Source organism: uncultured Tateyamaria sp. (genome assembly GCF_947503705.1).
In the GTDB taxonomy this organism is placed as follows: Bacteria; Pseudomonadota; Alphaproteobacteria; order Rhodobacterales; family Rhodobacteraceae; genus Tateyamaria.
This window is the reverse complement of sequence record NZ_CANNES010000002.1, coordinates 97,793-114,540: the sequence shown is the minus strand read 5'-3', so window position 1 is coordinate 114,540 and position 16,748 is coordinate 97,793. Positions and strand designations below refer to the sequence as shown.

The window sequence follows — 16,748 nt, the reverse complement described above, 5'->3', positions numbered from 1 at the left end:
GGGGCTGAGTCAAAAGGAGGCGCTGTACCTGCGTGAAAAACGACCAATTGCAATCAGACCTGCCAGTGGTCACAGCGTCTTACAGACTTGATCTCAATGGCCCGCTAGGGCTTTATTGCACCCATGCAGTAGTATGTGAGCGAGAAAAAGAACCGTCCTTGCTGTGCGAGGGCGACCTGTTCATCAAACCAGGCGTCGGTCTCCGTAACCCTCATATGTCCATTCTCTGCCGCATATCGTGACATCAGATGCAAGAGCATGAACGCAATCCCGTCGGGCCTAAGCGTCGTGTCGCAAAATGTGAAAGGATGCACTTCGTGCCCAACGAACCCGGCATCCTTTGCGAGAGTAGTCCAAAGCGCCGCAACTCGTGGTTCAACGTAATGATGATCCCACGCCTTCTGCACGCGACGCATTCGATCTTCGTCTTCAGAGAACCAATCCAGCGTTTTGCAGCCGGTATCGACAGCGACGAACCTGCCGCCCGACTTTAGAACGCGATGCGCTTCCGCCACAGATGCGGGAATATCGCTGAGGTATTCAAGAACTTGAACAGCGACGGCTTTGTCCACGCCACCGGTTGGAAGGGGAAGCACCTCTGCCGACCCATCAATGATCTGGGCGGTCGGTATGGCTGCGCAGCGATTTTTTGCGGCGGCACGCATATCGGCACTTGGGTCGATCCCGATGACCTGTCCTGACGCACCAACGGCGCGGGCAATCTCTGCGGTCAGAAGCCCATTGCCGCATCCGATATCGGCAACCGTGTCACCTTCACACAGGTGCAACGCATCGAAAGCCATTCTCCTGCGGCGACTGACATCGCCGCCTTGATAGGCCACCTCAAGAAGTTTGGTTGTCGCTTCATCGAATTTCAACATGGAAAAGGTTTAACGCAAAAACACGGCGGCACAAAACTGACCGCTTGTGCGGCCATGACGGGACGTGGGTGTTTCGGCAGAATGGGTCTGCCAGCTCTTATGTGCCGATCGGGTTTTTCCAAGCTGCGCTGGGCGCTGCAACGTCAAAAGGCAATGCGTAAACAAAGACGTTTGAGGACAAGAAGGCGTTGCTCGACCGGGCCATGAATTCCAAGTCGCGAAAGCTCTCTGTTGGCTAGATCCGCCAAGGAGGTCTGCGATGCTTGGCTGACAAACGACATCAGATAACGCGCAAAGGGGGCCAGCCGACAAATGCCGAATCCGTTCACATTTTCATTTCGGATGCGTTCCGGCTCGAAACATCTCTCCACTTCAAAGATTGCTACGGATACGCCGCATGAAACCCGTTTTGTCGCCGTTCTACATGAACCCAAGACCGCTTAATGTCGCGATCAAAACGCAATGCGCCAAGCCCTCGGACTCATTAATAACTGTGCGCTTGGGCGCAAAAATACCCGTTTTCTCGATGGACAACCGGCGGTTCACACAACATCTGGTCGAACTTGACCAAGCGCTCTAGAGTTAAAACAAGAATTAATGAACTTGCTTTTATTGAGGGTATTTGGATGAGCAATGACAAGGGGCCTATGATCCTGGAAGGGCTGCAAATCGGGGCAGTTGTTTTTGGGAAAACTCGACGGGTCGGACCACCTGTCCTGATGAACGGAATTACCGCGACAAACTCGAAAATTCAAAAGACCATGGACGTGGTCACCAGCAATTCGCAATACATCCATACCGCTAATCTGAACGAGGCGAACCTGTCGGTCACGGGCAGCTATGGGGTGAGCGGCGTGTCTCAGGTCAAGGCGGGCCTGTCGGCGACCGTGTCCAGAGAAGCATCCAATGCCAAGAACGCCTTGTCGATCTCGATGCAGCGTTTTGTGACGGCGGGCATTGAATACATAGATTTTGACGCCCTGAGCCCAGAGGCCTTTATCGCGTCACTCGTTGGCGCACCGGACGATGCGGCGCCAGAGGACGACAGCGGGCAGGGCCATTACAACCGAATGATGGCTGTTCTGAGCGCTTACCAAGCTTTGATCCAAAGCGGCAACACAAACGATCCGGAGAACCTGCAATTTGACGAGAATTTCAGGACTTGGCTGAATGCAAAAGAAGAGTTCTTCAAGAGCGCCGGTGAATTGCTGACAGTTGGTATCGTTTGGGGCGGTTGGGGCGGTGTCAGACTGAGCTTTGATTCCGTCACCTCGGAAACGCTCTGGAAAGGTGGCGTGACGGGTGAATTTTCCTATGCCGGAACGGGTGCGAGTGTCGGGGTTTCCGGCAGTTTCGGCCATACAGAGTTAAACGAAGACCAGATGCGCAGCGGTCGCGTGGAGCGGATCAGTCATGGCAAATGTGTCGAGCCGCTGGTCGATAAGTGGGAGGAAACGCTGCAAGCCATCTTGTTGAAAAACGTCGACACAATCGGGAAGACGTCAATTGGGCAATTGGGCAGCGCGCCTATTCCCAGCATTCCGGAAGCGCCAGATACGGTTAAGCGCAAGTCGAAGAAAGGCGTCTCGGATGCCATTGCAGAGGTCAAGGACCTGGACGGTCTCAATGCACTGGCAAAAGCGCAGGCCTTTGACGCCTACGTGAAACAGGCCAAGGCGGATGGTGTGGCCCCGATGTCACTGGATGCATTCCTGCGCCAAGCGGCGGAGCCGAATGATTTGACGGGCCTGGATGAGCAGGTGGAACCGGTCGATCCAGATACCAATGCCGAAGCCGCGAACACCGACAACGAGGCACCTCGCATGCGCGTCGCCGCACCACGCGCAAAACAGGCAGTTTCGGCTGCTGCGGACCCTTTTGCAGACTTCGTCGCTGTTGGTGCGTGGTTTGTGCCCTGGGGGCAAATTTTCCCATGGTTGGCAGAGCCTCAGTTCAATGCAATTCCAAGCGGAACGTTTTCGCCCGCCTTGGTGCGTCTTCGCACCCTTGCAAGCGACCTGGAGACATTGGCACGCACCTATCATCATGCTGACGCGCTAGGTCTGAAGGAAGGCAGCCTAAAGCTTTATCCAAAGGCGATTGCGAATGCGTTCGACACGTTGAATGGTCGTGTGAAGGCGCTTTTGAATGACCATCTCGGGACATCTGGTGGCAAGTATCCGGACGCCGAACTGGACAAAAAGCTCAACGCCATTCTGGCGGGGTTGGCGCGTGACTACCGCAAGATATATCGGACGTGGATAGAGACACCCTTCCTGCGGAAATGCGAACTTGGGGCGGGAATATCCATTTCTTGGGAGGGCCACGAGAAGCGGCATCACGTTTCGCCGTCCTCGTTTAAATGGGTGCCACCCGGCTACTACTTCGTCGAGGCTGAGCATAGCGGTTTTGACCGCCAAGTCATGAACCTCGACGCATTTGCAGAGAACGTCAAAGGGATACCGCTCGTGCTGCCGAGCGGCGAGATCGTGATAATGGTGGCGTGGGAAGCAGATCAGGGCCGCTTCGCTTCTGGGCTATTAGCGGCCTCGGCGAAGTCGGAAAACGGGTGCCACGTCTCGACAATTATTGAAGGTTCAGAGCAAGACAGCCACGGCCACACGCGTGACGGACATGTTATCGTATTCACGGCGAAAGGTATTGTTTTGAGTGCGCAGATAAGTGCACCAATCGCATCACGCAAAACCGATAAAGGGACTGCGACGATTGTCTTGGATGCGATCCCGTTCACAGCGGCGCGCAATATCACCTGGCGCGGCGCCAGCAGCGCGGTTGGTGTGTCCGATATGATGGGGAACGTAAATGCGATGCAAGAAAGGTTGGGCGGGCTGACGCAATGGAGCCTTGGCAATGAATATTGGCAGACCCGCGACAACAGCCCCAGTGCACCGCTTCTCAACCTGCAAGCGCTTAAGCCTTTTTATGTCGGACTGACCGAAGAGCCCTATTTGTTCAATCATTCCAACGGGTGAACAGCGAATTAACTTCGTCGTGACGGGGCGAAGTCTTTGCGAAATCGCCCGCTAGAAGCTGTGTTACGACGGCCAGTAAGTCCAAACGTTACGCATTGTTTTGCCAGCGCGTGTCAGCAGAGCTTCCTGCGTGTGGTGTCCGCGCCTGTCACTAGTAAACTATCTACTTCACAAAACGAACGGAACAAAGGCAGGAGCAGCCCTGCGGGAGGACTTCTTCTGCTCCGGTTCCGGGCCCCAAGCCAGCCGTTAAGCACGCCGTCTCATCGACCTTCTTCATAGCGTTGTCGCTCTGCGTCGGTTGCGCGGTGCCACTCTGCCGGAACAAGGTCCATTCGATTTGGGATATTGTCCTTAAGCACGCTTGCCTCGATGATCCGTTCGGTCCGAAAGTATCGAAACCCCGCGCGCAACTCGCACCACGCGGCGATGATGAGGCTTGTCTCACGGTATCCCAGAAAAATGGGCCAGATCACGCGATTGGTCTTTTGACTGGTGTTATCGGTATAGGTCAGGCCGATTTTCTTGCGACGCCGAATGGCCAGACGAATGAAAGAGATGCTATTCCCCAGTGTGGCCGGTGCGTAAAAGCCTGCCTCAGGGCGACAAATTGCGTATCCCACAAGCCGTTGGGCAACCGCTTTAGAGCTTAAGCGAAACCCGTTGGCGAAATCCCTTGCGGACCTGGTTGGCTTGCTTGAAAAGGTGCCGTCTGAGTTTTGAAAGGACGACGCCAAGCGTATGACCGAAATCGTTTTCTCGCGTCTCTCGACGATCCCGTTGGAAGAGATTGCTGCCCATATGTCTGATCCCGTCTTGGCGGTGCATATGCCTTTGCTGGATGCGGCTTGGGACGTGCAGCGTGCGTCTGACTTTGTGGCGATGAAAGAGGCTCGTTGGGATCAGGACGGGCTGGGTCATTGGGCCGTCTTGGCGAATGGAGATTATGTGGGATGGGGCGGCTTTCAGCTTGAGGATTCCGACTGGGATTTCGGACTGGTTCTAAAGCCGTCTGCCTTTGGCATTGGCACGCGGGTGACAGAGCAAGCGCTGTCATTTGCGCGGGGAGATGCGCGCATCCCGTCCGTAACGTTCTGCCTTCCGCCGACTCGTAAAAAGCTTGGCGCCCTTGCCCGTATTGGCGCCCGTTTTGAAGGCGAAGTCACATTTGACGGGGAAGTGTTTCGCAAGTATCGCCTTGCCACCAATCCCTCTCAGCCCTGACCCGGCGGTATCCGTGGCGTAGCGCAGCGTTGATTGTGGTGTAAACATCCGAAAGCTGGGGCAAAAGAGGCTACCCATCGTTGCCTCAGCCCTTTAGAAATTCAAGGATTTGCGCGGTCAATTCAGTCGGTGCCTCTTCGGGAATTGCATGTCCGCATGGCAGAGCGACGCCGGTAACGTGTGTTGCCTTTTCCGCCCAAGTCGCCCGGACGTCATAAAGGGCACCGACAACGCTATGTGTACCCCAAATAGCCAATAAGGGCGCAATAATGCGGCTGTTCTGATCCTCGCGATCATGCTCCAGATCAATGCTTGCAGATGCGCGGTAGTCTTCGCAAATCGCATGCAGGGTGGCTGGATCACGGTAGCTGCGCAGGTATTCAGCCATCGCAACCTCGTCCACAGATCCTTCGATCTTCACTTGGCCCGCAATATGTCTGCGCAGGAAATACTCCGGGTCGCAAGCGATCATTTTCTCGGGCAGCCCATCCGGCTGGATCAGGAAAAACCACCAGAAATAGCGCGTGGCGAACTCTTGATCGGTCTTCGCGTACATCGTGAGGGTGGGCGCAATGTCGAGGACAACCAACCGGTCCACCGAACCCGGAAAATCAAGCGCAAGGCGATGCGCGACCCGGCCGCCGCGATCATGACCGACAACCGAAAACGTCGCGTGACCGAGGTGGTCCATCAAAGCAATCTGGTCCGCCGCCATGACCCTTTTGGAATAGGTAAAATGCGTGGGATCACTTGTCGGCTTGTCACTGTCCCCATAGCCCCTGAGATCGGGCGCAATCACTTGATACCCTGCCTTGACTAGGCGGGGTGCCACCTTGCGCCAGACGACGTGGGTTTGGGGATGACCATGCAGAAGCAAAACCGGGGGGCCTGTGCCGGCAATGGCGTAGTTAATGGCGAGATCAGGCAGTTGGACCCGTTGGACGTCAAAGCCCTCTAGAAAAGCTGACGCAACCACTTAAGAGCCTTCCGACACGGCGTCCGCAATGGCCGCGCCGCACGTTTTGGTGTCGGCAGGGCCGCCAAGGTCCGGCGTGCGCAAAGCTTCCTCCGACAACACCCGTTCAATGGCGGCAATAATCGAGGTGCTGGCCTCTTGCGCGCCCAAGTGCTCCAGCATCATGGCCGCAGCCCAGATCTGCCCGACCGGGTTGGCGATACCTTTACCGGCGATATCCGGGGCGGAGCCATGGACAGGCTCGAACAGGGAAGGGAATTTGCCTTCCGGGTTGATGTTGCCCGACGGGGCAATCCCGATGGTGCCCGTGCAGGCGGGGCCAAGGTCGGACAGGATGTCGCCAAAGAGGTTGGAGGCCACAACGACGTCAAACCAGTCCGGATGAAGGACGAACTGTGCCGTTAGAATATCAATGTGATACTTATCGACTTTGACATCCGGATAGTGCGCTGCCATCTCAACCACTCGCTCATCCCAATAGGGCATCGTGATCGAAATCCCGTTGGATTTTGTCGCTGACGTCAGATGCTTGCCGCGCTTTGCCGCCAGATCAAAGGCGTATTTCAGGATGCGATCGACGCCGACGCGAGTCATGACGGTTTCTTGCAGCACGATTTCTCGATCTGTGCCGGGGAACATCTTGCCCCCGATGGACGAATATTCGCCCTCGGTGTTCTCGCGCACGATCATCATGTCGATGTCACCGGGCGCGCGACCCGCCAACGGCAGCGGCACCCCGGGCATGGCGCGGGCTGGCCGCAGGCTGACATATTGATCAAATTCGCGGCGGAACTGAATGAGCGAGCCCCAGAGCGAGACGTGATCGGGCACAACCTCGGGCCAACCAACGGCCCCGAAAAACAGGGCATCACTGCCCGTCAAATGATCTTTCCAATCATCGGGCATCATCTGTCCGTGTTTTGCGTAATAATCAGCGCTGGCAAAGTCGTGATCGGCAAAGTCAAACCCCAGATCGAAGCGTTTCGAGGCAGCCTCCAGAACTCGAATGCCTTCTGGCGTTGTCTCTGTTCCGATCCCGTCGCCGGGGATGACGGCAATTTTCCAGCTGTTCTTTGACACTTGCGCAGTCCTTTTTGATTGCGCTTTGCGTAAGCCAATACTGCAGGTCAGGCAACAGAAGCACCCGCGCGTCACCCTCATGCAAATTCGTGTAAAGGTGTATCACGGTTGCGAACGACCGTTGATCGGACAACCGCGTTAACGAAGACGATCAAAATGGAAACCCGCGATGACCTATGGCATCTGAAATGCACTACGTGAAGCTTGGCTTTCGACCGACGCAACCGAGGCTGAGCCTGCTTGCGGGACTGTCCGTTCTGTACGGAATGATCCTGGTCGCCTGTAGCCCACAGGCGTTCAACCAGTTCAGCGCAACGGACGATGAAACGCGATGTGTTCGCCACAACATTTGAACTAACGCTCCAAAGAGCGATGTCCGCGTGATGCTGCCGATCAGGATGCCACCGGGTTTCAAAACGCGGTACAACTCGGCCAAAGCAACCTTGGGATCGGGCAGATGCTCGATGACATGGGCGGCGAGAACAACGTCGAATGAGCTGTCGGCGTAAGGCAGGTTTGCAAGGTTTGCGCGTCTAAGGTTCAGCGTTGTTTTTGGATGGCGCAGGCGTTGCTGTGCCTGTTGCAGCATGGCCTGGGAGATGTCGACCGCGTCTAGGACCAAATGGCCATCCATATGCTCGCGAAAGGCCGCCGACATCGCGCCTGTTCCGACCCCTGCATCAAGAACGCGCAACGAGGAGGCATGTTGGCGATAGTGTGGGTGGCACATGACCCCCTGGATGAGCCCTTGGTAGGCTGGCACAAAACCATAGCGATCGACGATGTTTTGCCACTGCTCCGACTTCTTATCGTAATGCGCGGCAAGCACACCTTGATCAAATGCGCTCCGCTCGACGGAAAGACGCCAGCTGCCGAGAGATCGGGAAAACACGGGAATTGAGTAGGAAGGCGTCATATCCTTCTCAGGTGTTGCACTGTCATGTCGCATTCTGGTTTCCAAAATCTTCGTGCGACTGTGCATCGGGTGTCCAACGCCAGGCCAAAACGAAAGCCGTGACAAACGCGCACAACTCCACCAGCGCGAAAAACAGGTCGTCAGGGTCGGCCGGGGGCATGGAGAACACGCCCGCAACCGCCAGCGGTACAAGAACGAGGTTGAGACCGCGCGCCCACCGCTTCGGCAAAACAGCCGACAACAGGAAACCTAGCAGCAGCAATTCGACTGCGAACGCACCAAACAGCAAGACTGTCTCGGACATCGGGTTTCCGTTTACGGTTCCAGACAACACTTCATTGATCGTGTCAGCCATGGTGAATTCGTGGATGTCGCGAAAAACCATGTTCAAAATGGCGAACAACCAAAGCAGCGACAGGGTTGGCCTAAGGTCATTGGTTTCTCGGCGGGTTAACATATGCCTCTCCAGAATTGGGTCGACCGGGTATTTCCGCTATTCGAAACTTGAATGGAATTGACGATTTTCGGATAACATCTATACAAAAATCCATGAACTGGGATGCGATCTCTTTCGATTGGAACCATATTCGCGCCTTCCTCGCAGTGGTCGAACAAGGCTCCTTGTCGGGTGCAGCGCGCGCGTTGCAACAGACGCAGCCGACGCTCAGCCGACAGATATCGGCGTTGGAAGACGCGCTTGACCTGACTCTTTTTGAACGCGGTCCTCGTGTGATGCAGATCACTGAGGCCGGTACCGAGCTTTTGGCGCATGTTCGACACATGGCGGACGCGGCAACGCAAATTTCGCGCGTTGCGACAGGTCAAAGCCAAACCATCGAAGGCACGGTGCGCATCACATCAAGTGACGCGATGGCGGCCTATGCTTTGCCGCGTTGCCTGATCTCATTGCGCAGCGCCCATCCAGGCATCAGCGTCGAGCTTGTCCCCTCAAACGAGATGTCCGACCTGACGAGACGCGATGCTGATATCGCCATTCGTCATGTGCGCCCCGAACAACCAGACTTGATCGCCAAACGGATTGCAGACATCGAAATTTCGCTCTTTGCCTCACAATCGTATCTTGACGAACTGGGCCCCGCGACAGCGCTTGCTCATTTCGCTGATGCCAATTTTATCGGCTATCAATCACCAGAACGTCTGGTTCCGCAGATCGCCGCAATGGGCATTCCTGTTACGAAAAAGAACTTCGGCATCACGACGTCAAACGGCAGTACGATGTATGAACTGGTACGTGATGGTGCAGGTATCGCATTCCTTCCGACAATCGTTGCCGAGGGTCGCCTTGGCCTGCGCCGAATCCTGCCCGACGCCCCAGCCTTCAGCATGCAGACATGGCTGGTCACGCATCGCGAAATTCAAACGAGCCGACGCATCCGGCTTACTTTTGATCACCTCGCAAGGGAACTTGCGAAGGACAGATGGGCGAGCCTTGTTGCAAGATCGTGACCAATCTGTCGGCTTTTTCAAGGGCAACCCAGGCTGGTCACAGACTAAACGGCTATCGTTCGTAAGAGGTCAGGCCGCCAGCAAAAACAAGCACTGTACCGACAAATACAGCGATCCGAGAGAGCCGCAGGAGAAGCCAAGAATGCGGATGAAAGGAATGCCGGTATAGTAAAGCAAGACGAATGCCGCGCGTCCGAATACGATGATGGCGGCAGCAAGTGCGGGCCCTTCGCCGGTCACCCCAAGCAGGGCAGCACCTGAAAGAACCGGTACGATATAGGCCGCCGACTCAATCTGGTTTTGGTAAGCACGCTGAAGGCGCAGGCCCAAGGCACTCCGCTCGATCACGGGACGGTTAGAGGAAAACCCATAGCTGAACCCTTGGGTGACATAGGCGTAAACGATCTCGATTGTCAGTGCCGTCATGGTCACGAGGGCAAATCCGATCAGTGCAATTTCGAATGTCATCGGTCTTGTCTTTCTGTCGTTTGATTGGCTTGGGCCATCCGGTTCAGGGTGATGAGAGATGGGGTTTGGGCGTCAGATGCCGATTGGCGCAGATTGATCAGTACTTGGTCGTCAGGTTCGCCGTGCCAAGCCTCAACTGTGATTTGCTAAGGAGAGTGCAGGACGGCGATCAAATTGGCTGCAACCTTTCCTTCCTTCGCAGGCTTTATCAGTGTGGCGATAGCTGTCTCGACGCCGTGCCGGTCGTTGATCGCGTTGAGCGGGTCGGCATATTCCGCTTGATGGCGGGTCATGTCCGTCATGTTCAACTGTGTGACCACGAATGTCGGGGCGCGCGTGTCCATTGTTCCACTCCTCAGCCGGGCAAACGGTCAAGCCAGTCGCGCAAGGCACGTCCTATGGCTTCGGGGTGATCTTCCTGAATAAAATGTATGCCCGGCCCGAGGAAAACATCTTCGAGGTTGGATGCATTGGCCTTGACGTATTCCACGACAGGCGGCGGCATAAGCGCTCCCGGGGCGACATGCAGCATCAGTTTTGGCAACTCGTTGGAATAGAGCCATTCGCCATTGGCAGTGATGACGGCAGCGGTGTCGGCAGGCTCGCCTGCGATGGGCACCTGGCGGGGCCAGGCCAATGTAGGTTTGCGGCTTTCCGGCGTGGGGAAGGGCGCGCGGTAATGATCCAACACCTCTTGTGACAGTGGAGTGGCGACGGCCATCTTGCCCAACACCTCTTCGACGAAGAAATTACCCTGTAAAACGGCGGCTTCCCCGGCAGGAGACCGAAGCATGCCAAAGAGCGAAGCGCTTGGCTCTCCCATGGCCTCAAGGCTGGGTGCGGGAAGTGCAGGTGGTATCCCAGCTTCCATGAAGGCCACCGCTTGCACGTTGCCTTCGTTCAAACGCGCATAACGCATACCCAGAACAGACCCCCAATCGTGAATCACGAGGGTGATGTCCTCAAGCCCCAATGCAGCGATAAATCCGTCCAGGTACGCCGCGTGATCCGCAAAGGTGTAGTCGATGTCGGGTTTGTCGCTATCGCCCATGCCGATCAGGTCGGGTGCAATAGCGCGGTAGTCCGAGGCGGTCTCGGTATCGCCATCAAGAACGAAGGGAATGATGTTGCGCCACAAGTAGGACGATGTCGGATTGCCATGCAGAAACAGCACGACAGGTCCTGTGCCTTCATCGACATAGGCCATTCGGGACCCGTTTACGTCGACATACTTCTTTTCAAATGGCATTGCGGCGGAGGGCACGAACCCCTGTGCTGGAACCGGGCCTGCAGCGACTAAAGCGAGGACTGCTGCGGAGCCCTGCAACATAATGCGTCTGGAAAGTTTCATTTTCACCTCGGTTGGTTTGGGATTGGTGGGTCAATCGACCCTGGTTTGCAGAAATGTCTCTAGCCCGCGCACCAGCGCTTCCGGCTCATCGTCTTGCAGATAGTGACGGGCGGACTCGAACGTGGTGACGTCCGCTTGGGGTAGACGTTTTTTCCATGCCGCCAGTGCGCCGATCGGGATCAACGGATCCTTCAGCCCCCAGAAGATTTGGGCGGGGCCTTGAAACTGTTCGACAAATGGGCCGGTCTCTTGCAGCAGTATCTTTGCCGCCGGGTGGGCCGTACTGGTCGGGATCATGCGCGGAAAGGCCATGACACCCGCTCGCTCGGCCGGGTTGCGAAAGATGTCTCGATAGGCGCGCTTTGCTGCCCTTGTTTGTTTGTTCGCCGTGGCCATCGTCATGACTTGCCGCTCGAAAAAGCCCAAGCGGCGGACCATGAAGTCGCCCAGCCCCCGTGAACGCATCATCAAAAGCGGTGGCGGCAGTTTCAGCCTTTCGGGGTCCATCCCGTCGACTGGCGGGTAGAAACCGAATGTGTTCATCACAACCAGCGCGCGGATCCGATCTGGATGCCGCGCCGCAACGCCCAAGCCAATAGGCCCGCCCCAATCCTGCATGACCAATGTGATGTTCGTCAGGTCGAGCTTGAGGACCAGTGCTTCAAGGTTGCCGATATGGGCCTTTAGCGTATAGGCGGCTTCATCTTTCGGTTTGTCCGACAACCCAAAGCCAATGTGATCATTGGCGACAACGCGCCTCTGACCCGACAGGCCTTTGACAAGGGCGCGGTAAAGAAACGACCAAGAGGGGTTGCCGTGAAGGGCGAGAACGGTCGAACGGTTACTTATCTCGCCTTCATCGAGATAGTGCATTTGGCCCATCGCTGTTTGTGCGAAGTTGGAAGCAAACGGGTACTCTTCCTCAAGCCCCAGTTCTTTGATGCGGGAGTGTACGTCTATTGATCTGTCGAGCATGGTGCATTCCGAACCGGCAATTTCGCTTAGGTTCAGAAGTAGCATCGCAAAATCGCGGCATCACGTAGTGTATTTTCAGCTAAGCGGTGCGTTTTTGCAGATTAGTCGGTAGTTCACCCAAGAGGCGTGCCTCGTTCCGTCGCAAGATATCTTCGGCGAACCGCATAAAGGCTTGGACCCGCGCCGTGCGGCGCAGGTCATTGTGAGTCAACAGCCAGATGTCGCGACTCTTCACCGGTGCCCTGCGCCCCGCGCGGCACAATCCCGGATCCGCATCCCCAAACAGGCAAGGCAGGATCGCCAGGCCAAGCCCCGCTTGCGCGGCAGCATGCTGCGATGGGATTGTCGGGAAAACGCCCCACACCGAGTTGTCCGGAAACTCGGAAGTGCGCACCCATTCTGGCGCCCCCTGCGTTGCCGATCCCCAACCCAGCCACCGATAGGATTTCGGATCACGTCGAAGGTATTCCGGCGTCGCATACACAGCCTCGTTATAGGCGAAGAGCCGCTTTCCCACCAAAGTGTCAGGCGGGTTATTGTCCAATCTGACTGCGAAATCCGCCTCGCGGCGGGCCACGTCCCGGATCGAAAGAGACGTATCAAAACGCAGTTCCACAGACGCAAAGTGTTCGACGAACTGGGGCAGCTCTGGCACAAAGAGAGTGTTGAGCAGGGGTTCGGGCATCGTGACCGAAAGCGCACCTGCCAGTTCGTGATCCAGCCCAGCAATGCTACGCTCGGCCTCTATCAAAGCCTCGCCAAAGGTCTGGGCAACTGCGAAAAGGTGCTCTCCGGCTGACGTCAATAATAGCCCGTCCGGCGTGCGATTGAAAAGGCTGGTGCCAAGTGAGGCTTCGAGCGAGTCGATCCGGCGGCCCACTGTTGTGTGATGGATCCCAAGGGCATCCCCAGCGCCGCGCACGGTTTTGTGCTGCACAACGGCACGCAATGTCTTGATCTCTTCCCAGTCCAAAGTCGCCTCGCATTTTTGCACCACATTGATGCCAATTTACTGCGTGAACAAGCGAATTAGCACCAATAGGGTGCGGCGGAGTACTTGCTGAAAAGGACATGACAATGCCGATGACTGCCCAATTCGACAGCCTTGGTGGGCCGGAACAGATCAAGCTGGTGGACCGCGACATTTCCCCTCCCGGCGCGGGCGAGGTTCAGGTGCGTATGCGCGCGGCAGGTTTGAACCGCGCCGAACTACTGTATCTCGCCGGGCAGTACTTGGTGGAGCCGCCTATTCCGGCAGCACCGTTGGGCGCCGAGGGTGCAGGCGAAATCGTTGCCGTAGGTCCCGAGGTGCGCAACCACGCTGTAGGTGAGCGTGTGTGTGTCTTGCCGATGATGGATTGGGCAAAATACGGAACGCTGGCGGAGGTTGTCAACGTTCCCGCCGCCGCATTGGAACAGATCCCAGACGGTGTCAGTTTTGAGGACGCCGCCGCCTTTTGGATGGCCTATGCCACCGCCTATGGCATGATTGTGCAAGCGGGCGAAATGACGGCCAATGCCGCCGGTAAAACCGCATTGATAACCGGCGCAAGCTCAAGCGTTGGGACTGCGGCCTTTCAGATCCTCAGGCAACTGCGCGCCCGCAGCATTGCAACGACGCGAACAAGTCTCAAGGTCTCTGCCCTCAAGCAGGCAGGCGCGGACCACGTGATCGTTTCCCAAGAGGAGGATATGGTCGAGCGTCTCGCGGAGATCACAAAGGGCAAGGGCGTGGACCTCGTTTGCGATTCTGTTATCGGAGAGATGATTGCACCTGCGGCGGACGCTTTGGCGGCTGAAGGGACAATGGTGCTGATGGGCTTTTCAATCAGGCCAGGTTCCGGAGTTGCCGTTCTATCCGATACTGACAAAGGGAATTACAATCAGGGGATTTCACCTTGTCTGGCACCTTCTGGATCACCCGGACCGTCGCAAAGCAACCGTGGAGTATTTGACACCGCTTTGGGCGAGGGGTGACCTGAACCCTGTCATCGATCGCATCTTCCCGCTCAACGATGTGTCGCAAGCCTATGCTTACATGGCAAAGAACAGCCATTTGGGGAAAATCGTTGTCAAAATATGACCACGCTGGCTGGTTCTGTTCGGTAAGGTGGCAAATCCTTCCGTCGCCCGCCAGCTCTGGCTCATTGAAGTGGGTTTAGAACCATCCCCTCGGAAGTTCGAAAGCCGCCACCTTCCAGCGCCTCAAGGGTAAAGCACTGTTCGCCTTTTCTTGGCCCTGACAGCATGGTGGCACAGAGTGTGTTGCCGGTGATTTCCCAGGTGCCACGGACCGCCATGCGTCAGCCATCCATGATGAAGGTTCCGTCTTGGGCATAGACAAGCTGAGCGCGCATGCCCAGGCGCCGGACCTCGAAGGGCGTGCCAATAAAGAATGCCCTGATCTGATCGCCATTCAAGGAATTCGCCGCAACAGGCATGGCGGACCCCAAGAGCAATGAGACTGCAAGCGCGGTTGGTTTGAAAGTTTCGCGCATTGTCATGTCTCCTTGACCGCAGCACTCGTGAGGGTCTGGCGTCTGGGGAATTCGTCTCTCACGAGCCGCCCTTCTTCAAGCGTTACGATCCTGTCTGCCAGTTCAAGGATGCGATTGTCGTGGGTGACCATGACGGTTGTGGTCCCGCGTTCCTGACCGAGAGCCTTCAGCATTTCGACCACTGTTCGGCCGGAGTCCTTGTCCAGCGCGGCTGTGGGCTCATCTGCGAAAATGACGTCTGGGTTAGAGACCAACGCACGGGCCACGGCCACTCGCTGTTTCTGGCCACCCGAAAGGCTGCCGGGCAGGTAATCAAGGCGATCTTCGAGGCCGACCAAAGCCAGCATGTGATGTGCTGCGGCGATCTGCTTGCGCTGGTCGCCGGGCCCATGGACCTGAAGGCCCATGAGCACATTCTGTGTCGCGGTCAGGCTTTCGTGAAGGTTGTGCGCCTGGAAAATGAAGCCGAGCCTCCGGCGCAGCCCAACAAGCTGCGCCTCGGTCGCGCCGTTCAATTCGGTGCCCAGCAGATTGACGCTGCCCTCTTCAACCTCGCGCAGGCATCCCATCAAGGTCAGAACGGTGGTTTTGCCAGAGCCGGACGGACCCATCAGGATCGTCAGTTTTCCGCGTTCAACCTGTAGGTTTACGTCGAAAATGGCCTGTTTACGGGCCTCACCGGTGCCAAAATGGTGGTCCAGCCCATTGACCGCAATTGCCACATCCGTGGGTTGGCTCATATCCCGCGCCATCAGAACAGATCTGCCGGATCTGCGGCCGCAAGGCGGCGGGTGGCAATGACGCCCGACAGAACGCAGGCCAAAATCGTCCCAACCAGAACTGACAGGGCGCGACCTATCCCCATCTCCAAGGGCAAGCCGGTCGCAGCCGCCATGCCTGTGTAGAGGCCCCATGATATCAAAACACCCGGGATAAACCCGAGCACGGCCAGGATAACGGCTTCTTCCAGCACAATCCCGAGAAAGAACCGTTGCGCATAGCCCATCGCCTTGAAGGTTGCATATTCTCGCAGGTGGTCGGCCACGTCTGTGGACAGCACCTGATACACGATGACGATGCCGACGATGATGCCGATGATGACACCAAAGCCAAAGATGATTCCGGTCGGCCGTTCCGTGGTCTGGTAGGCCAGATCGGCCGCAGCGGTGTCGTCTTTGGTTCCGATTTTCACTACATCCGTCGGCAATGCCTCTTGCAGCCGCGCAACGACAACGTCGGGATCAAGCCCTTCGTCGACATTGACGAGGATATGGTTTGGTGCGGCAGAACTTCGGTTTTGAAAAAGGTTCAGAAATGTTTGATCCGAAGCATAGATCGACCCATCCGCAGTGAACCCGCCTCCGATCCGCACCGTCCCGATGGCCGAGATGGTTTGGCCGGACAATTCCAGTCGGTAAGGGGTCGAAGGTGTCACGCCTTCCAGTGCCTCTCGGGCCAAGCCGCGCGTACCGGAATCCAACAGAATGGTGTTTGGCAAAATGAGTTGGGGGATGACGTCGGCCAGACGCGATGGAATGAATGCGGCGGCTTCGGGCTCCAGCCCCACAGTTTGCAAGGTCGAGGTTCCGCCATCAGGTCGGGACCATTCCACATTTTGAATGTACAGCGGGGCGGCGTCCGACACCCCGGGCACTGCAAGTGCCTGAAACAGCCGCACCCGCGCCACGTTCGAGCCGTCGAGCAGCGTGTTTGCATCAACTGACGAAATCATGATGTCAGCCTCAAACAGGCCATAGGGGGCGATCGTGGAATCGTTAAGAGAGCCGAGTATCCCCAACTGGACGAAGACAAGAATATTTGCAAAGGCAACGCCTGCCAGTGCCGCAGTCAGCCGGGTGCGACTGTGCGCCAGTTGCAGCCAGCCAATCGGGAGCCTCCCCGTGAGAAGTGTCATCAAA

Annotated in this window: 20 protein-coding genes; 5 read left to right on the top strand and 15 right to left on the bottom strand. The window is 56.7% G+C overall.

All coding sequences use genetic code 11. The annotated features are described in order from the left end of the window. Nucleotides 1–104: 104 nt before the first annotated feature. Nucleotides 105–881 carry a methyltransferase domain-containing protein gene (locus tag Q1A44_RS06675; RefSeq protein ID WP_299621753.1) on the bottom strand — a complete coding sequence of 259 codons (777 nt, stop codon included), beginning with the start codon at nt 879–881 and terminating at the stop codon, nt 105–107. 563 nt (nt 882–1,444) lie between these two features. On the opposite strand from Q1A44_RS06675, the gene Q1A44_RS06670 reads away from it, so the two are divergent. Continuing rightward, complete coding sequence (locus Q1A44_RS06670) at nt 1,445–3,874, top strand: hypothetical protein (RefSeq protein WP_299621750.1); 2,430 nt, start codon at nt 1,445–1,447, stop codon at nt 3,872–3,874. 263 nt (nt 3,875–4,137) lie between these two features. Here the strand turns inward: Q1A44_RS06670 and Q1A44_RS06665 are convergent, their stop codons facing one another. Then, the gene (locus Q1A44_RS06665) at nt 4,138–4,497 is read right to left on the bottom strand and encodes a WYL domain-containing protein (RefSeq protein ID WP_299621748.1); all 360 of its coding nucleotides are present in this window, start codon (nt 4,495–4,497) and stop codon (nt 4,138–4,140) included. A gap of 118 nt (nt 4,498–4,615) precedes the next feature. Here Q1A44_RS06665 and Q1A44_RS06660 point away from each other — a divergent pair, with 118 nt between their 5' ends. Next, a complete protein-coding gene (locus Q1A44_RS06660; protein ID WP_299621745.1) occupies nt 4,616–5,098 on the top strand; it encodes a GNAT family protein in 483 nt (160 codons plus the stop codon). 85 nt (nt 5,099–5,183) lie between these two features. On the opposite strand, the gene Q1A44_RS06655 is transcribed toward Q1A44_RS06660, so the two are convergent. From Q1A44_RS06655 to Q1A44_RS06640, 4 genes are all read right to left on the bottom strand, one after another. Next, complete coding sequence (locus Q1A44_RS06655) at nt 5,184–6,074, bottom strand: alpha/beta hydrolase (RefSeq protein ID WP_299621742.1); 891 nt, start codon at nt 6,072–6,074, stop codon at nt 5,184–5,186. Next, nucleotides 6,075–7,154 carry a tartrate dehydrogenase gene (locus tag Q1A44_RS06650; protein ID WP_299621739.1) on the bottom strand — a complete coding sequence of 360 codons (1,080 nt, stop codon included), beginning with the start codon at nt 7,152–7,154 and terminating at the stop codon, nt 6,075–6,077. It lies immediately after the preceding gene. Between the two features lie 193 nt (nt 7,155–7,347). Next, on the bottom strand, nt 7,348–8,103 hold the full coding sequence (locus Q1A44_RS06645; RefSeq protein ID WP_299621736.1) for a class I SAM-dependent methyltransferase: 756 nt from the start codon (nt 8,101–8,103) through the stop codon (nt 7,348–7,350). Next, nucleotides 8,093–8,527 (bottom strand): DUF6326 family protein, encoded by a 435-nt coding sequence (locus Q1A44_RS06640; RefSeq protein WP_299621733.1) that lies wholly within the window; start codon nt 8,525–8,527, stop codon nt 8,093–8,095. Before Q1A44_RS06640 ends, Q1A44_RS06645 begins: the two co-directional genes overlap by 11 nt. Nucleotides 8,528–8,541: 14 nt before the next feature. Here Q1A44_RS06640 and Q1A44_RS06635 point away from each other — a divergent pair, with 14 nt between their 5' ends. Further along, a complete protein-coding gene (locus tag Q1A44_RS06635) occupies nt 8,542–9,537 on the top strand; it encodes a LysR family transcriptional regulator (protein ID WP_299621730.1) in 996 nt (331 codons plus the stop codon). Nucleotides 9,538–9,606: 69 nt separating this feature from the next. On the opposite strand, the gene Q1A44_RS06630 is transcribed toward Q1A44_RS06635, so the two are convergent. From Q1A44_RS06630 to Q1A44_RS06610, 5 genes are all read right to left on the bottom strand, one after another. Continuing rightward, entirely contained in the window at nt 9,607–10,005 is a 399-nt protein-coding gene (locus Q1A44_RS06630) for an MAPEG family protein (RefSeq protein ID WP_299621727.1), read from the bottom strand. 146 nt (nt 10,006–10,151) lie between these two features. After that, nucleotides 10,152–10,349 carry a hypothetical protein gene (locus tag Q1A44_RS06625; RefSeq protein ID WP_299621724.1) on the bottom strand — a complete coding sequence of 66 codons (198 nt, stop codon included), beginning with the start codon at nt 10,347–10,349 and terminating at the stop codon, nt 10,152–10,154. A gap of 11 nt (nt 10,350–10,360) precedes the next feature. After that, complete coding sequence (locus Q1A44_RS06620) at nt 10,361–11,254, bottom strand: haloalkane dehalogenase (protein WP_299622828.1); 894 nt, start codon at nt 11,252–11,254, stop codon at nt 10,361–10,363. A 132-nt stretch (nt 11,255–11,386) separates the two neighbouring features. Then, entirely contained in the window at nt 11,387–12,376 is a 990-nt protein-coding gene (locus Q1A44_RS06615; protein WP_299621721.1) for an alpha/beta fold hydrolase, read from the bottom strand. 34 nt (nt 12,377–12,410) lie between these two features. Next, nucleotides 12,411–13,304, bottom strand: a complete 894-nt coding sequence (locus Q1A44_RS06610) for a LysR family transcriptional regulator (RefSeq protein WP_299621718.1) — start codon at nt 13,302–13,304, stop codon at nt 12,411–12,413. A gap of 104 nt (nt 13,305–13,408) precedes the next feature. Here Q1A44_RS06610 and Q1A44_RS06605 point away from each other — a divergent pair, with 104 nt between their 5' ends. Together Q1A44_RS06605 and Q1A44_RS21885 are read left to right on the top strand one after the other, a co-directional pair. Then, nucleotides 13,409–14,308 carry a zinc-binding dehydrogenase gene (locus tag Q1A44_RS06605; RefSeq protein WP_299621715.1) on the top strand — a complete coding sequence of 300 codons (900 nt, stop codon included), beginning with the start codon at nt 13,409–13,411 and terminating at the stop codon, nt 14,306–14,308. Beyond that, a complete protein-coding gene (locus tag Q1A44_RS21885; RefSeq protein ID WP_366942593.1) occupies nt 14,274–14,414 on the top strand; it encodes a zinc-binding dehydrogenase in 141 nt (46 codons plus the stop codon). Before Q1A44_RS06605 ends, Q1A44_RS21885 begins: the two co-directional genes overlap by 35 nt. 61 nt (nt 14,415–14,475) lie before the next feature. Here Q1A44_RS21885 and Q1A44_RS06600 read toward each other — a convergent pair whose 3' ends face one another. From Q1A44_RS06600 to devC, 4 genes are read right to left on the bottom strand one after another with little or no spacing between them, the layout of a single operon-like run. Further along, nucleotides 14,476–14,631 (bottom strand): hypothetical protein, encoded by a 156-nt coding sequence (locus tag Q1A44_RS06600; RefSeq protein ID WP_299621712.1) that lies wholly within the window; start codon nt 14,629–14,631, stop codon nt 14,476–14,478. Nucleotides 14,632–14,634: 3 nt separating this feature from the next. Next, a complete protein-coding gene (locus tag Q1A44_RS06595) occupies nt 14,635–14,829 on the bottom strand; it encodes a hypothetical protein (protein WP_299621709.1) in 195 nt (64 codons plus the stop codon). 2 nt (nt 14,830–14,831) lie between these two features. Further along, nucleotides 14,832–15,569, bottom strand: a complete 738-nt coding sequence (locus Q1A44_RS06590; RefSeq protein WP_299621707.1) for an ATP-binding cassette domain-containing protein — start codon at nt 15,567–15,569, stop codon at nt 14,832–14,834. 11 nt (nt 15,570–15,580) lie between these two features. Further along, a complete protein-coding gene (devC, locus tag Q1A44_RS06585) occupies nt 15,581–16,744 on the bottom strand; it encodes an ABC transporter permease DevC (RefSeq protein WP_299621704.1) in 1,164 nt (387 codons plus the stop codon). Between the last annotated feature and the right edge of the window lie 4 nt (nt 16,745–16,748).

Bases quoted from the DNA above. Each gene is read 5' to 3' on its own strand.
- Q1A44_RS06600 (WP_299621712.1), bottom strand. From the start codon at position 14,631: ATGGCGGTCCGTGGCACCTGGGAAATCACCGGCAACACACTCTGTGCC.
- Q1A44_RS06605 (WP_299621715.1), top strand. From the start codon at position 13,409: ATGCCGATGACTGCCCAATTCGACAGCCTTGGTGGGCCGGAACAGATC.
- Q1A44_RS06645 (WP_299621736.1), bottom strand. From the start codon at position 8,103: ATGCGACATGACAGTGCAACACCTGAGAAGGATATGACGCCTTCCTAC.
- Q1A44_RS06640 (WP_299621733.1), bottom strand. From the start codon at position 8,527: ATGTTAACCCGCCGAGAAACCAATGACCTTAGGCCAACCCTGTCGCTG.
- Q1A44_RS06675 (WP_299621753.1), bottom strand. From the start codon at position 881: ATGTTGAAATTCGATGAAGCGACAACCAAACTTCTTGAGGTGGCCTAT.
- Q1A44_RS06630 (WP_299621727.1), bottom strand. From the start codon at position 10,005: ATGACATTCGAAATTGCACTGATCGGATTTGCCCTCGTGACCATGACG.
- Q1A44_RS06625 (WP_299621724.1), bottom strand. From the start codon at position 10,349: ATGGACACGCGCGCCCCGACATTCGTGGTCACACAGTTGAACATGACG.
- Q1A44_RS06590 (WP_299621707.1), bottom strand. From the start codon at position 15,569: ATGAGCCAACCCACGGATGTGGCAATTGCGGTCAATGGGCTGGACCAC.
- Q1A44_RS06620 (WP_299622828.1), bottom strand. From the start codon at position 11,254: ATGCCATTTGAAAAGAAGTATGTCGACGTAAACGGGTCCCGAATGGCC.
- devC (WP_299621704.1), bottom strand. From the start codon at position 16,744: ATGACACTTCTCACGGGGAGGCTCCCGATTGGCTGGCTGCAACTGGCG.
- Q1A44_RS06615 (WP_299621721.1), bottom strand. From the start codon at position 12,376: ATGCTACTTCTGAACCTAAGCGAAATTGCCGGTTCGGAATGCACCATG.
- Q1A44_RS06595 (WP_299621709.1), bottom strand. From the start codon at position 14,829: ATGCGCGAAACTTTCAAACCAACCGCGCTTGCAGTCTCATTGCTCTTG.
- Q1A44_RS06660 (WP_299621745.1), top strand. From the start codon at position 4,616: ATGACCGAAATCGTTTTCTCGCGTCTCTCGACGATCCCGTTGGAAGAG.